The sequence below is a fragment of the Vibrio azureus genome, from assembly GCF_002849855.1.
Taxonomy (GTDB): domain Bacteria; phylum Pseudomonadota; class Gammaproteobacteria; order Enterobacterales; family Vibrionaceae; genus Vibrio; species Vibrio azureus.
Map to the genome: position 1 here is coordinate 277,296 of NZ_CP018617.1, position 13,977 is coordinate 291,272.

The following is a 13,977-nucleotide window of genomic DNA, read 5'->3' on the forward strand; positions in this document are numbered from 1 at the left end:
AGGTTTACATCTGCCAAGTTGATTTACGTTTTTCAGTGTGATCGAGAGGCTCGTTGATACAGGCGTGTGAAATGGCCCAAAAGGCATCAGCATGGCCTGTTAATTCGCTGCGCTCGGCTTTAAACGTCATGTTGTTGCCGCTGTTGGTGGGCGCCCGTTTGATCGCCATGAAGGCCATTGCGATGTCTTTATGCTCTGCATCGAATTGAATTCGATTGGCCTCAACGACATCAATCATTTTCATGACCAAACGGTTTTTACTTTCGTTACTGTATTGAATGGCCACGGTTTCTCTGGGGTGCTTTTTGCTGATTAAGTCATAGACGCCCGCGCCAATGCCCGTGGTATCTATCCCTAAGTAGCTGACGTTGTAACGCTCAAAGACTTTGGACACTTGTTGGGCCTGGTATTGAAAGTTCAAGCCTTTCCAGTAGTGCTTTTCCAGAACTCGGAACTTTTCAACCGCGACAATTGGTGGGGCAATCACCACCAAACAGGCGTTATCTCGGGTGCGACTTGGGTCGTACCCTAACCACACTTCGCGTCGGCCAAACGGGGATTCATCATTGGGTTTGAAGTCTTGCCAACGGCTAATGTCCACCATGGCTTTTTCGAGCGCCGAAAACTTAAAGACTGAGCTGGCGCCATCAACGAAAATGCACATGAACAGATTATCGAAATCATCCTTGCTGTATTCGTCGCGCAGTTCATCAATATCAAAAAGCTCACAGCCTCCTGCGGCCGCATCCTCAATCGTGACCACATAGCGCCATTGTTTGTCGGGACAAAGGCGACCACCATCGCGATAGTCATCAAAGGTCGGAAACTCAATATTGGCGCGGGTTTCTCGGCCTCGACGCCATTGTTCGCCTGTCCAAAATGGATACGCCTGGTGCGTCTTCGCTGAAGGGGTCGAAAAATACGTTTTGCGCCAGTTCTTATGAGTTGCCATGGCGGAAGCCAGTTTATTGAGCTCATCGAATTTCGGTATCCAGAAATACTCATCTACATACACATGGCCATGGTAACTTTGCGCGGTTTTCGAGTTGGTCGATAAAAATCGAAGCTCGGCCCCGTTGGATAGAATGATTGGGTTACCCGTTAACTCAACGCCTAAAAATTCTTCAGCAATGGCGATGATGTAACTTCGAAAGACCTCCGCCTGTGCGCGGGAGGCCGATAAGAATATTTGGTTGTCGCCCGTTAAGATCGCATTTTCTAAGGCTTCACCACTGAAATAATAGGTCGCGCCAATCTGGCGAGACTTGAGGATATTCCTGATCCGTTGATGCAGGTTCTTACGCATCGTGTGTTGGTATTCAAACAGCGAGGAATGCCAGTTGGTGAAATGGTCCTCGGAGAGGTGAGCAATATTGTTTTTCTTACTTTTCTTCTTTGGTTGGCTTTTTTGAGGTGGCTGGGAACGCGCGCTTTTGCTTTTCGGTGGCTTCACCGTTTCTTTGTCTGCAGAGGGCGCATTCTCGCTGACAGGTTGAGATTGAGCGTTGAATTTTTTCAGTTGTACATGGTGCTTGATGAGCCTATCAAGCATATCGAGCTGGCTTTTTGTCGGGTTTTCCAACTCAAGTAAGGTTTCAATTCTGCGCGCAATCGACTCATCAATGGTTTGCTCGCGCAGCATGTCACGCCATCCGTATTTGTCAGCCCAGTGATAAAGAATTCGGGTGCTGTTCAAACCTAATTCGGAAGCGATTTCTTTGGGGGTCCAAGCCTTTAAATAAAGGGCTCGGGCCGCGTGTCGTGTTTCGGGAGTATATGCCATGAGCCCATGATAAGCCCAGTTAACCCCCTAAATTGCATAGCAAAATTCGGATGGGTTCGGATATCGGCCATATCCGAATTATTCGGAATTGAAGTGGCTGAAACGCGTGATTCAAAGGCGTATTGTGAACACCAGAAACACAAACTGACCAATGAAAATTAGGTAAACACTCAAATGGCAAAAATCAGTGATTGGAAGATTGTAGCAACAGAAGGGCCCACGGTAGATGGTCGCAAGATCACCCGCGAATGGCTGACGCAGATTGCAGAAAATTACGCCCTGAGTGAATTCACCGCGTTGATTTGGCCAGAGCATAGGCGCTTTGGCGGTTACGGCAGTAACTGGGGCAAAGTACTGGAAGTCAAAGCCGAAGAAGTGGACGGCAAAATGCGCTTGTTTGCCAAGCTTGAACCAAACCAATACTTACTTGAAGCCAATAAGCTTGGGCAAAAGCTGTTTACCTCCATAGAGCCGAATCCAGATTATAAAGGGCAAGGAAAGTGCTACCTAATGGGGCTAGCCGTGACCGATTCCCCGGCGTCCTCTGGGGTGTCATTACTTCAGTTTTCACGACAAGAAGGCCACACCACACAGCTCAGTTGCAGCCAACTGGAAGCCATTAACTTAGATGAATGTTATTCCAAAACCGAGCGCTTTTTTGCCCTATGTAATGCCTTTTTTAATTCTGGTGATGAACAACCAGAGCGAGCACCTGATCCTGAACCAGAGGAAGAAGAAGTGACAGAAGAACAACTCAAAGCGGCACTGCAAGAGCAGTTTAGCATCATGAAAGGTGAGCTAAAGGATGAGCTGAAACAAGAGTTCAACCAGCAAGCGCCAACATCGAGCGAGCCGCAAGGCCAACCCGAAGATGACGTTCAAACCCTCTCTTTAGAGCAGTTTTCCAGTGAATTGGAGAAGCAGCTAGCGCCTGTGACCGAGCAAGTGAAAAACCTTGAAACCCAGTTTGCCGAGTTAAAGCAAGAAAAACCCGACCAAAAGCCAAGTGAAGAAGGCAATGGCGGCGAATCAATCGTGGAGGTGGTGTAAATGCTTAATGCAATATCGACTCAGTATTTAGAAGAGTATTGCCAAGCGGTGGCCCAAGCGGGCGGGGTGGCCGATGCCTCCAAACAATTTAATATCACCCCAGTGATGGAAACCAAGCTTCGCCAAGCCATTATTGAATCGGATGCGTTTCTAAACCGCATCTCGAATATTTTGGTTGACCAAATTAAAGGCCAAGTGATTGATGTGGGCGACGGTGGATTGCTGACAGGCCGCGTGAAAGATGGCCGTTTTATGGCCTCCCTCGACCAAAGCGGTAACACCTACGAGTTAGTTGAAACGGACTCCGGTGCCCATATCAACTGGATCACCATGACCATTTGGGCCAACTCGGGCGGGAAAGGTCAGTGGATGAAGCTGATGAACAACGCCATTACCCGTAATTTTGCCTTGGACAAACTGCGCATTGGTTTTCATGGCACGTCGATTGCGGGTGAAAACACGGACCCAGAAGCGAACCCAATGGGTGAGGACGTCAACAAAGGTTGGCTGCAACTGGCCAAAGAGAAAGCGTCAGCCCAAGTGTTATCCGAGGCCAAACTCGATTCAAAAGGCGAGACGGAAGGCGCTTATCGCAACCTCGATTCCTTGGTCAATGATCTCATCAACACCACTATCCATGAAGTGCATCAAGGCGATCCAGATTTGGTGGTGCTGCTTGGTCGTAATTTGGTGGCCGCAGAGCAGCATCGTTTGCTGGAATCGGCGGAAGTCCCGACCGAACACAAAGCCGCGCAAAGTTTAGCGAAGACCGTGGCAGGCAAAACGGTGTACACGCCGCCTTTTTTCCCACCGGATATGGTCTGGGTGACGAACTTAGCCAACCTGCAAATCCTGACTCAGAAAGGGACCCAATGGCGCAAGTCTCGCAATGAAGAAGACCGCAAGCGCTTTGAAACCTCTTATCTGCGTATGGAAGGTTACGCGGTCGGGAATTACCACAAGTTCGCAGCGATTGAAAAAGTCACGGTCGTTGAAGCGGAACAAGGTTAGGGGAAATTCATGGTCAGTCCATTAGCCAAGCTACGCCAACAAGCTTTAGCCAAACAACACAAGCAAGCCACACCCGAAAAAGGCAAGGTGGCGAATCCCAACAGTTTGCACCTGTTATTGGCAGAGCTTGAAAGCGATCTCAAAGTGCTCAGTGGTTTTAATCGAACCGATGAAAAAATCAATCATAAACGTGATGTGTTGGTACCGAAATATCGTCAAGCGGTCGAAGAGTACCTAGCAGGGGAGGAGCAATTTGATAACCCCTTGTTCACTCAGATGGTCATTTGGTTATTCGATATCGAAGAGTTAGACACAGCCATCCAATGGTGTGATATCGCGATTGCCCGTGGCTTAGACACGCCAGAGCGATTTAAACGTGACTTTGCCACCTTCTGCGCCGATGAAGTTTTATCTTGGTCAGAGCGTATGGCGGAGAAAGGCCAATCGATAGAGCCGTATTTCTCACAAGTGTTCGAGAAAGTGACCAACGATTGGACCATCAATGAAAAGCCAACGGCCAAGTGGCTCAAGTTCGCGGGTCTGCATTTACTTCGCAATGAGAAAGGCAAACCTCACGCGGCTTCGATTGGCGATATCGACACATTACAAACGTCTCGCGCACTCCTTCAAGAAGCGCATGAGCAATACGCCGCGATTGGTGTTGGGACCATGCTCGATAATATCGACCAGCGTATCCGCGCCTTAGAAAGTGGCGACAACCTTTGATTTAAACCAGCTCCTACGCCACCGCGCCTCGACTGACGAGGAAAAACCAATGCGTACCATTCGGTTTGTTCCGTCGAATCAGTGGCCAGAGGCGCACCTATTAAGGAAAGTACGATGTTTGATGGCAAACCCAGCCCCGCTTATCAAGATACCGACATCACCAACGATGGCTTTTGGCCCGATTTGAATGTGGGGGATTTTGAGAAGCGCCGCGGCATTCCTGCCCAGCTCGACAGTGAGGCGGTGGCGATGGCCTTGGTGGCCGCGATGAGCCAAATCAACATCGAACTGAGCACCGTCAAAGCGCACTACCAAGCGCGAGGCGTTGAAAAGGCCAGCTTATTGGAAAGGCTGCCAATGGTACTGGGCAAAAATAGCGTGGTGGTGCTGTATGAAAAAGCCGTGTTTGCCAGAGCCAAGTCGGCCATGGTCGCGGAGTTTGCCAGCTTAACCACCAAGGATGTGGGGGACCGCTTAGCCGAGAATGAGCGTGACATTACCGACCGTTTACTAGCGGAGAGTCAGCAACATATCCGAGCGTTAGTGGGTGAGCGTCGATGTGGGGTGGCCTTGTTATGACCGAGCCGCTTATCCAAGAACAAGCGGGGTACCTGCTGCAAGGGCTAAACCAGCACTTTAGCCGCACGATAGACCCACGTTTGCACCAGTATTGTGAATGTTGGATGGAAGACGTTGAACTCAAATTTGCCCCTAAAGACCAAGGGCTCGGGCGCGACATTGGCTGGATAGAATACACCGCGGTATTCAGTTTTGAGAATTTCCCATTCAAGCAGTGTCAGCCATCTGTGCTGATGGCCAACACCTTGGCTTGGCTGGGTGACCATGATGAGTTTCGCGAGCAGCACAACTTGAGTGATCCCAGCTTTGATATTGAGCCTGCAAGTGACGACACGGTGATCATGACCATTGAGGTGGTGATGACCGAGCCCTTGATGTTGGTTGAAGACGAGCAAGGGCCGATTATCTGGGATGGCAAGCGATGGAAAAACGCCCCGTATGAGATTTGGTGTGCAGAGCACATTGATGTGTTAAGCGGTCATAACCCGCCCAGCTCGGTGACGGCAGATGATAAAGATTAAGGTCGATAGCCACTCTCAGCGCACGGTAATAGATGCTATCCAGGCGATGACGCTGAGTAAAAGCCGCCGCAAACGCGTGCTCACGGCCGCGGCAAAAGCCTCGGTCAAAACGTCCCGACAGAACCAAAGGCAACAAAAAACGCCGTCTGGAAAACGTTGGCCATCCCGCGCTGACAAGAGCAAGAAAAAGATGCAAGTGCGTTTGGCCAAGTTTCTCACGGTCACGGCAAGCGATGACAGCGCCGCCACCCTCAGTTGGCGAAAGTCACGCAGCGCACGTGTGGCAGCCAAGCACCACTATGGCCACCGAGAGAGGCACACCCGAGCGGCAGCAATAAAGAGGTTAAGAAATGGCAACGCAAAAGCTCGCCAAAGCGCTTAAAGCTGAGGGGTTTAAGGTGTTCGCTCGACGGCTCAACCCGAATGCGCCCGCCGGAAAGCTGCGTAAGCCCACGCTGAAGTGGATACGTGAGCATCTTAGTAACGAACAAGCAGGGCTGATTTTACGCCAATTACGCGGCAAACCGACATCATCATGGGAAACCGTCTTGCCTGCTCGGCCGTTTGTCACGGTGGACCGAGAGCAAGCACGGGCCGCACTGAAAAAAGAGTTAACAAGGGGAAGATAACCAATGGCTTGGCCAATCATCAATGTAAATGCCTTAAACCAAATGCAAGGACCCGTGACGGAAGTCGAACGTCATTTCTTATTCCTTGGTTTAGGCACAAAGAACGCGGGCAAACTGGTGTCTGTGAATACACAATCGGACTTTCACGCCTTGTTTGGTGAAGGGGTATTAACCGATACCTTGCAAGCCGCCATGGTCAACGCCGGACAAAACTGGTCTGCTGCCGCTTATGTGCTGACCGCGCCAGAAGATTGGACGCAGGTGGTTAAAGAAGCGCAGAAGACCCAGAGTTTTGAAGCCGTGGTGCATACGGTCCCAACCACCGACCAAACCGCCATCACGGCGGCCCAATCGCTCTATCATGAGCTGATTGCCAAGTATGGCCGCTGGACTTTCTTCATGCTCAGCTTGCCTAGCATCGATGAGCAAAGCCAAACGTGGGCCGATTATGAAGCGCAAATGGTCGCGGTCCAGGACACGATCGCCGCCGATGGGGTGATGTTGGTTCCTGACTTGTTACCTGCGGCAATTGGCAAGCTGGCAGGGCGCCTATGTAATCGCGCCGTGTCGGTGGCCGATACGCCCATGCGGGTCAAAACGGGGGCCTTGGTTGGGGATGTAACTTTACCCGTTGACAGTGACGGTGTGGCGCTTTCCACCGCCACCTTGCAAACCCTTGAGCGCAACCGTTTATCGGTGTGCGCTTGGTTCCCAGATTACGACGGCATTTATTGGGCCGACGGTCGGATGCTGGATGTGGAAGGCGGGGATTTTCAAGTGGTTGAGAATCGCCGAGTGATTGACAAGATTGCCCGTCGCGTGCGGCTGATTGCCATTGCTGATATTGGTGACCGCTCATTTAACAGCACCCCAAGCAGCACCGCCAGGGCCAAATTGCGTTACACCCGCCCCATGCGAGAGATGGCCAAAAGCACCACCATTGGTCAAACCGTCATACCTGGCGAAATTGAAAGCCCCAAAGATGAGGCGATTGCCATCACTTGGAAGAACAAAAACACCGTCGAAATCTACATGACGGCGACCCCGCTCGATTGCCCTAAATCGATTTCAGCGGGATTAATGTTAGACCTGAGCGGTCCGGAGAGTGCCTAAATGAGCAAACGAATTTCAGGGTTGAGTTTTGATGTCGACATTCATGACGTGTTGGTCCATGTCGAGAAAGCCACCGTATCCATCACCGATGACAGCCAAGCCGCCAAAACCCGAGGCGTGCCGGATGGCCATACCGATGGCGCCGTCAGTGCTGATGTCGAATACGAGCTTGATACTAAGAACTTTAAACACCTCTTGGCTGCGGCCAAAAGCGCGGGCAGCTTTCGCTCGATTGAGCCTCATGACTGCCTCTTTTACGCCAACACGGGCGGGGAAGAGCTGGAAATCAAAGTGCATGGGGTGAAATTGATGATTGATAGCTTGCTCGACATCGATCCCAGCTCGTCAGATAAAACCAAACACAAAGTCAAAGGGGTGGTGACCAGTCCGGACTTTATTCACATCGATGGGACGCCTTATTTGAGTAAGGAAGATACCCGCGATCTACTTGGCTAACAGGAGCGACTATGGATGTGTTTGACCGTGCCAGTGCGCTTGAAGCCCAACAGAATGAAGTGGCGCTGGCCAATCATTTCGCCAAACAAGCACAGGGGACACCGCAAGTCAGTGCCTCAATGTGTCTGGAATGCGATAGGCCAATCCCAGAAGGAAGACGTCAGGCCATGCCCGGCTGTCAATATTGCGCCACTTGCCAAACGTTAATGGAGAAACGAAACCGATGAAATTAGGACCTTTACTGAAACGGGCCGTGATTGAGCCCACCTTAGACCACTTAGCGGCGGCAAGCGCGTCGCAGGGTTACATCAACTCGCAGGCGGCCATCAATCTCATCTTGATGATTATGGCCCACGAATCGGGGCAGTTGACGTATACCCGTCAAGTGCGTGGCCCTGCGCTTGGGTTTATTCAGATGGAGCCTGCAACCTATCAATGGTTGGTCAAATGGCTGGGTAAACACCGCCCACACTTTCTGGCCGTGTCACACAGCTTTGTTGATGAGCCAAGCGCCGAGCAAATGATCATTAACCCTCAGTATGCGGTGTGCATGGCCAGATTAAACCTGCTGCGTTTTCCTGAAGCCTTACCGGATGCCGAGGATTTGCCTGCTCTGGCTGCATACGCCAAAAAGTATTGGAACACCTCAGCCGGCAAAGCAACGGAAAACGATTATCTCACCGCCTATCAACGCATCATGGAGCAGAAACAATGACATTGTTTAAAGGGATTGTATTAAAAGGGGTTTGGGAGCTGCTGACCAGTTTGGTGGCCAAAATCACTTGGGAAGTGGTGCTGGAGCGTTTTGCCACCCGCTTAGTGGTGTGGGGGCTGGAGACCTTAAAAAAGCTGAGCACCAATGATGTGCTGCACGATACGGTCGAAGACATTTTGCTGGCTTTGCAAGGTAAGCGCCTTAAAGCGTTGCCGCTTAGAACGGGCTCAGTAAAAAAGGAATAGCCATGGCTTTTGATGCAAATTGGATCCATGCCCTTGTGGCGGTCGCCAGCTTCTTAGTGCTCGTAAGCAGCATTTTAATTGGCTACCTATTCCGACTGGCCAAAGAGCTCGCCGAATTTAAGTTGTACGTGGCGACGTATCACGCAACCAAAGACGAAGTAGAGAAACTGGGTGAAAAAATTGATAACCGCCTAGAAACGCACTTTAACCGGATTTACGACATTCTTAATCAAAGGAACATCGCATGACAAAACCAGTGATCACCATCAACGTCAATCAAACTGCCATTCGTTTCGAGCCTTCTTTGGAAGCGTTTAACAAACTCACGAATGAAACCTTGCCGTTCGATAAAATCGCGCCAACCACCAATTATCTGCGCCGCATTGTGGTGAAAGACGATAAAGCCGCGTTGGATGAAGCCTTGAAGCTGCCTGGTGCCGTGATGACCATCGCCTCTCTGGTGAACAGCGAATACCAAGGTGATTTGGACATTGAAGTAAAAAACTGATCCGTCACGCCAAGGCGATTGAAGAAAACGAATTGGAGCAAGTGTTTGCCTTAAAAGCGCATTACTTGCCCCATGCCCCTGATACCACCGAGAGCTATGCCAGAGCGTTATGGCTGTCTAAATACCATGCCCAAGTTGTTGCTAATGGCATACGAGAGGCGTTTGCACCAGGAGACTGACCACTTATGAATGCCGTGGATAAATTGATGATGCAAATTGGGTTGCAAGACTACGCTACCCAGCCGCTCAAAGGGATCCAGAAAACGGTCACTCAAACGGCTGACGTGAGTCGACAATCTTGGGAAAAAGTCGCAGGGGGCGCCGCGACCTTGGTCGGTTCGGGCTTGGCCATTCAACAAGCCCTGATGCCCGCGATTGAGATGGATAGGGTATTGGGTGAAGTCAAATCCCTTGGCGTGATGGATCAGGATTTAAAAATACTCGAGCAAACCGCGCTGGGCTTTTCGTCTGCCTATGGCAAATCGGCCACGGAAGTCGTCGGCGCGGCGTACGACATTAAATCCGCGATGGGTGAGTTGTCGGGCCAAGAGCTGGCAGGGGTAACCGAAAGCTCGGCCATCTTAGCGGCGGCCACTAAAGCCGATACCGCTGTGATAACCAGTTACATGGGCACGCTTTATTCTATTTTCGAGCAAGATGCCGAGCGGCTTGGCAAAGGGAATTGGGCGGAGCGCATTGCCGGAATGACGGCCAAATCGGTGGAGAAATTTAAAACCACGGGTCAAGGCATGGCGGATGCGTTTAAAGGCGTGGGCGCACTGGCGAAAACCCATGGCATTGAAATTCAAAACCAAATGGCCATTTTGGGCATGCTGCAGGGGTCGATGTCGGGCTCTGAGGCGGGTACCCGTTACAAAGCCTTTTTGGCAGGGGCGGTCAAAGCGCAAGATAAATTGGGGCTTAGCTTCACCGATAGCAACGGTAAGTTGCTGCCCATGTATGACATTTTAGAGAAAATCAAAGCCCAGTTTGGTGATTTGGATTCTACCGAGGTGGATAGGTTAAAGACCGCTTTTGGCTCCGATGAAGCCATTATGGTGGTGACGGATTTGATCGGCAAAACGGACGCACTGAAGCGCAATGTCATGGATTTAGATAAATCCGGGCGTTTAGAAGTGGCCAGCACGATGGCGGGGGCAATGACCGACCAATGGGAACGGCTCGAAGCCAGTTGGTTTTCGGTTCGCGCCAGTGCGTTTGGGCTGATCCTGCCCACCATTAATGGCATTGCGGGAGCGATGGCCGATGGGTTAACCACCTTGCAGCGTTACACCCAAGAATACCCCGTGTTAACGCAAGGAGTGGGGTATTTTGCTCTGGCCGTGGCAGGCGGCGCGGGCGTGATGGGCGCGTATCATCTGACATTAGGAGCAGGACGCTTAGCCATGAATGCACTGCAAGCGCCGTTACTGATGAGCCGAGTGGGGGTGTTAACCCTGAGCGGCGCCTACACCAAAGCCAAGTGGTCCTTGTGGGCGTGGAACTACGCCATGTTAAAGCAAGGCGTGTACAGTCATCGCGCTTCTCTGGCTTCAAAAGCCTATGCGGCGTCGACCTTCTTAGTCGATAAGGCCTTAATGGTTGCCTCCGGTGGCATCAAAGCCTTTGGCGTCGCATCGCTGAAAAGTGCCGCCATGATGATGGCCAACCCGTTATTTTGGATCCCTGCCGCGATTATGGCGGTGGGCACGGCGGCGTATATGCTGATTTCCCATTGGGATGACATTGTGAACACTTTGGGCCAATGGTACATCTTCCAAAAACTGGGCCAGTTGGTGTCGTGGGTTGGTGATCAGTTTGAGCTCTTTGGCCATGCAGCCATGGCAGTTTGGACCAATCTCATCACCACGCTGCGCAGTGTGCCATTTTTCAATTACCTGACCACCCATTTTCAATTGCTCTTTGAGAAAGCCACCGGAGTGTTTGAAGGCATCGCACTTGTGGGGCAAGGGGCGTGGCAAGTACTCGGGGGCGCGGTCAGCTTTTTTATGTCGCCTTTCACCGTGGCTTGGACCTTGGCCAAAAGCTTTTTCAGTTTACTCAAAGACGGTCCCAGCGCGGCGATGGAAGTGCTCAGCACCATTCCTCAGCACTTTATCAACATTGGCCAGAGCATTAGCTCGGGATTGGGGATCGGCTTTGATGGCGTAACGCAGTTTGCTTCCTCGGTGATGGACGTCATGGGCCAACATTTTTCGATGATAAGTGATGGGATTGATTGGCTTATCGACAAGTTCAGCCTCATTCCAGGTTTAGATTGGTCGTCAGAGACGGTCGATGAATTAAAAGTGCAGCGAGCCGCGCCTGCTGTGCACCCTTTGATGAATCCTGCGCGCCCGTCTGTGACTCAGCCGATCTCCGAGTATCTGCAAGGCCAAGGGGCCCCGCGACAATCGGTCGCCACTTACATCAAACAAGCCAGTGGCACAGGGTACACCGATAACAGTCAAACCATGCACACCGGAGACATTGTGATCAAGCAAGAGCAACCTTTTACCCCTGATCAGTTAGCCGAATGGCAGGAGATGGCGACCCCATGAGCCCTCAATACATCGATTTATTAGTCAATGATGGCGGGATTGATTTTGATGCAGGTCAGCAACCGATTTACACCAGTGACCGCAACAGTATCGCTCAAGACATCAAGCACGCGATCATTGAAAGTGGTTTGCTGCGAGAAATGCAAGCCGAGAGAAACCGAGCCCTACGAGCCGACGTGTTGACGCGCATTGAAATGCTGGTTGAACAAGATAAACGCATTGTGCCAGGCAGCGCCGAAGTGACCGAACAAACCAGCGAGAAGATTTGGATCTTTGCCGAAACCGAGGCGTATGGGGCGATGCAATACGGAGTGACGTTATGAGTGTCAGACCCAGTGTGAACTTTCGCCAGTTACTGGCACAAGAAGGTGTGCCTACGACGGAAGAGGCCATGGCCATTGAACTTCAAAAGCATGTGGTGGCTGCAGGCAGTCAGGTGTCCAATGACAGTCGAATGTCGCCTTTTTGGCGCTTAATCAAAGCGGTGGTGATTGCGCCTGCGCTTTGGTTGATCGATACCTTGCTCGCGGGGCATGTGCTGCCCAATACCTTTGCGGCAACAGGTAAAGGACGTTATCTCGACTTAAAAGCTTGGGATGTGGATTTGGTGCGAAAAGCCGCCACCAAAACCCGCGGTGCCATCACCTTTTACAAATCAACGCCAGAGAATCCGCTGGTTGTGCCCAAAGGAACGGTGATTGAAACCGAGCAGATAGAGCAAAAAGTGTATCGCCTGATGGTGGTTGAAGATGCGCTTATCCCTGCAGGTCAAGCACACGGTTTGGTCTTGTGTGAAGCGCAAGAGGCAGGCAGCGGGTTTAATCTGCCTGCGGGGTATTTTGCCATCATGCCCAAAGGCGTATCGGGCATTACGCATGCGGTCAATGAAGCCGATTGGATCACCGCGCTGGGCTCGGATTTGGAAAGTGATGAAGCCCTTTCTCTGCGAATTCGTAATCAATTCAGTGTGGTGGGGCGTTATCACATCGATGCGATATACCGCTCAATGCTGGCTTCAGTGGCAGGGGTGCGCAGCGATCAAGTGTACTTTTTGCATGACGCGCCGAGAGGGCCAGGCAGCGCGAATGCCTATCTATTGATGGACGTGGGCCGCACACCAAGCCAACTGTTAAGGCAACTCAATCATTATGTGATGGGCGAAGGCCACCACGGCCATGGCGATGATTTGCTTTGCCTGGCATTACCAGAAACCGAGCATGACATCGAAGTGACCGTGACGGCCAAACCCAATACCTCGTTAGCACGTCAACATCAGTTGTATCGAGAGGTAGAAAATATGATCCGTGCGGCGTTTCGTGAAAGCGATTCCTATCGCCAAGTGACGCGCACTTACCCCAAAAGCACGTTTTCATTCAGTAAATTGACCGAAGAAATTCACACCGAGCTCAATGCGGATTTGCTCAGCCTGAATTTTAACTGCAGCGACATTGTGAGTGCCTTGAGCATTCCGCGTTTGGCCAGCGTCGAGGTGATTGATGGAGGAGCATGATAAGCAAGCGCCCACACTGCCCAGTCGACAAATACCATGGTGGATGGACGGGCAGACGTTAGCGAAAAGCCTCAAAGAGCCGCACTTTCTTGCGGCCGGCTTACAACAATTTTGGGGCAAACTGCGCCGCGTGATGCTCTACCCACTGGCGCAGTTAGATCCGATGACCTGCAGCGAGCGATTGCTTGCGGTGCTGGCGTGGGACCGAGACATTACCCGTTTTTACCAAGAGCCGACGACCCTGTTTCGCAAGCGGGTGAAATACGCGTTCGTGAATGCCCGCGATGCAGGGGAAACGCACGGATTTATTGAGATCTTTAAACGGCTTGGTGTGGGCGTGGTCGAAATTGATGAGCGCACCCCAGAGCGGGATTGGGACATCATCACCATCCGTCTCAGTGACAAACAACTGGCCAATAATCATGATTTATTAGCCACCTTACTGCAGCAATACGGCCGAACGTGCCGACGTTATGAATACCAGGTGATCGACACAACCCCGATGTGCCTCACCGTCTCACCGCTGGATTGGGATCACCAATGCACGGTGGCAACGCTAAAGGAATAAAC

The 13,977-nt window shown here is 51.4% G+C and carries 20 protein-coding genes; 19 read left to right on the forward strand and 1 reads right to left on the reverse strand.

Annotated elements, in window-relative coordinates; all coding sequences use genetic code 11:
* Window positions 1–4 precede the first annotated feature (4 nt).
* Window positions 5–1,783 (reverse strand): terminase large subunit domain-containing protein, encoded by a 1,779-nt coding sequence (locus BS333_RS15005; RefSeq protein ID WP_021710432.1) that lies wholly within the window; start codon window positions 1,781–1,783, stop codon window positions 5–7.
* A 174-nt stretch (window positions 1,784–1,957) separates the two neighbouring features.
* Here BS333_RS15005 and BS333_RS15010 point away from each other — a divergent pair, with 174 nt between their 5' ends.
* From BS333_RS15010 to BS333_RS15095, 19 genes are all read left to right on the forward strand, one after another.
* Window positions 1,958–2,833, forward strand: coding sequence for a GPO family capsid scaffolding protein (locus BS333_RS15010; RefSeq protein ID WP_021710433.1), 876 nt, complete (start codon window positions 1,958–1,960; stop codon window positions 2,831–2,833).
* Window positions 2,834–3,844 (forward strand): phage major capsid protein, P2 family, encoded by a 1,011-nt coding sequence (locus BS333_RS15015; RefSeq protein ID WP_021710434.1) that lies wholly within the window; start codon window positions 2,834–2,836, stop codon window positions 3,842–3,844.
* A gap of 9 nt (window positions 3,845–3,853) precedes the next feature.
* Complete coding sequence (gpM, locus tag BS333_RS15020) at window positions 3,854–4,570, forward strand: phage terminase small subunit (RefSeq protein WP_021710435.1); 717 nt, start codon at window positions 3,854–3,856, stop codon at window positions 4,568–4,570.
* 114 nt (window positions 4,571–4,684) lie between these two features.
* Window positions 4,685–5,149, forward strand: a complete 465-nt coding sequence (locus BS333_RS15025; protein WP_101903928.1) for a head completion/stabilization protein — start codon at window positions 4,685–4,687, stop codon at window positions 5,147–5,149.
* Window positions 5,146–5,670: a phage tail protein gene (locus BS333_RS15030; RefSeq protein ID WP_101903978.1), complete on the forward strand. Its 525-nt coding sequence runs from the start codon at window positions 5,146–5,148 to the stop codon at window positions 5,668–5,670. Before BS333_RS15025 ends, BS333_RS15030 begins: the two co-directional genes overlap by 4 nt.
* The gene (locus tag BS333_RS15035) at window positions 5,657–6,052 is read left to right on the forward strand and encodes a phage virion morphogenesis family protein (RefSeq protein WP_039990680.1); all 396 of its coding nucleotides are present in this window, start codon (window positions 5,657–5,659) and stop codon (window positions 6,050–6,052) included. The genes BS333_RS15030 and BS333_RS15035 overlap by 14 nt, the downstream gene beginning before the upstream one ends.
* Window positions 6,021–6,299: a hypothetical protein gene (locus BS333_RS15040; RefSeq protein ID WP_050567437.1), complete on the forward strand. Its 279-nt coding sequence runs from the start codon at window positions 6,021–6,023 to the stop codon at window positions 6,297–6,299. Before BS333_RS15035 ends, BS333_RS15040 begins: the two co-directional genes overlap by 32 nt.
* A gap of 3 nt (window positions 6,300–6,302) precedes the next feature.
* Window positions 6,303–7,412 carry a DUF2586 domain-containing protein gene (locus BS333_RS15045; RefSeq protein WP_101903929.1) on the forward strand — a complete coding sequence of 370 codons (1,110 nt, stop codon included), beginning with the start codon at window positions 6,303–6,305 and terminating at the stop codon, window positions 7,410–7,412.
* Window positions 7,413–7,868: a phage protein gene (locus BS333_RS15050; protein WP_021711892.1), complete on the forward strand. Its 456-nt coding sequence runs from the start codon at window positions 7,413–7,415 to the stop codon at window positions 7,866–7,868.
* An 11-nt stretch (window positions 7,869–7,879) separates the two neighbouring features.
* A complete protein-coding gene (locus BS333_RS15055) occupies window positions 7,880–8,095 on the forward strand; it encodes a TraR/DksA C4-type zinc finger protein (protein WP_021711893.1) in 216 nt (71 codons plus the stop codon).
* Window positions 8,092–8,583, forward strand: a complete 492-nt coding sequence (locus tag BS333_RS15060; RefSeq protein ID WP_021711894.1) for a hypothetical protein — start codon at window positions 8,092–8,094, stop codon at window positions 8,581–8,583. The genes BS333_RS15055 and BS333_RS15060 overlap by 4 nt, the downstream gene beginning before the upstream one ends.
* Window positions 8,580–8,828, forward strand: a complete 249-nt coding sequence (locus BS333_RS15065; RefSeq protein ID WP_039990625.1) for a hypothetical protein — start codon at window positions 8,580–8,582, stop codon at window positions 8,826–8,828. The genes BS333_RS15060 and BS333_RS15065 overlap by 4 nt, the downstream gene beginning before the upstream one ends.
* A gap of 2 nt (window positions 8,829–8,830) precedes the next feature.
* Window positions 8,831–9,076, forward strand: coding sequence for a hypothetical protein (locus BS333_RS15070; protein ID WP_021711896.1), 246 nt, complete (start codon window positions 8,831–8,833; stop codon window positions 9,074–9,076).
* Window positions 9,073–9,336 carry a putative phage tail assembly chaperone gene (locus BS333_RS15075; protein WP_021711908.1) on the forward strand — a complete coding sequence of 88 codons (264 nt, stop codon included), beginning with the start codon at window positions 9,073–9,075 and terminating at the stop codon, window positions 9,334–9,336. Before BS333_RS15070 ends, BS333_RS15075 begins: the two co-directional genes overlap by 4 nt.
* 41 nt (window positions 9,337–9,377) lie before the next feature.
* Window positions 9,378–9,515: a DUF6890 family protein gene (locus BS333_RS22245; protein WP_371860810.1), complete on the forward strand. Its 138-nt coding sequence runs from the start codon at window positions 9,378–9,380 to the stop codon at window positions 9,513–9,515.
* 6 nt (window positions 9,516–9,521) lie between these two features.
* The gene (locus tag BS333_RS15080) at window positions 9,522–11,897 is read left to right on the forward strand and encodes a phage tail tape measure protein (RefSeq protein ID WP_021711909.1); all 2,376 of its coding nucleotides are present in this window, start codon (window positions 9,522–9,524) and stop codon (window positions 11,895–11,897) included.
* Complete coding sequence (locus BS333_RS15085) at window positions 11,894–12,220, forward strand: DUF2590 family protein (RefSeq protein ID WP_101903930.1); 327 nt, start codon at window positions 11,894–11,896, stop codon at window positions 12,218–12,220. Before BS333_RS15080 ends, BS333_RS15085 begins: the two co-directional genes overlap by 4 nt.
* Window positions 12,217–13,407, forward strand: a complete 1,191-nt coding sequence (locus tag BS333_RS15090; protein WP_101903931.1) for a baseplate J/gp47 family protein — start codon at window positions 12,217–12,219, stop codon at window positions 13,405–13,407. The genes BS333_RS15085 and BS333_RS15090 overlap by 4 nt, the downstream gene beginning before the upstream one ends.
* On the forward strand, window positions 13,394–13,975 hold the full coding sequence (locus BS333_RS15095; protein ID WP_021711832.1) for a phage tail protein: 582 nt from the start codon (window positions 13,394–13,396) through the stop codon (window positions 13,973–13,975). The genes BS333_RS15090 and BS333_RS15095 overlap by 14 nt, the downstream gene beginning before the upstream one ends.
* The last annotated feature ends 2 nt before the right edge of the window (window positions 13,976–13,977 follow it).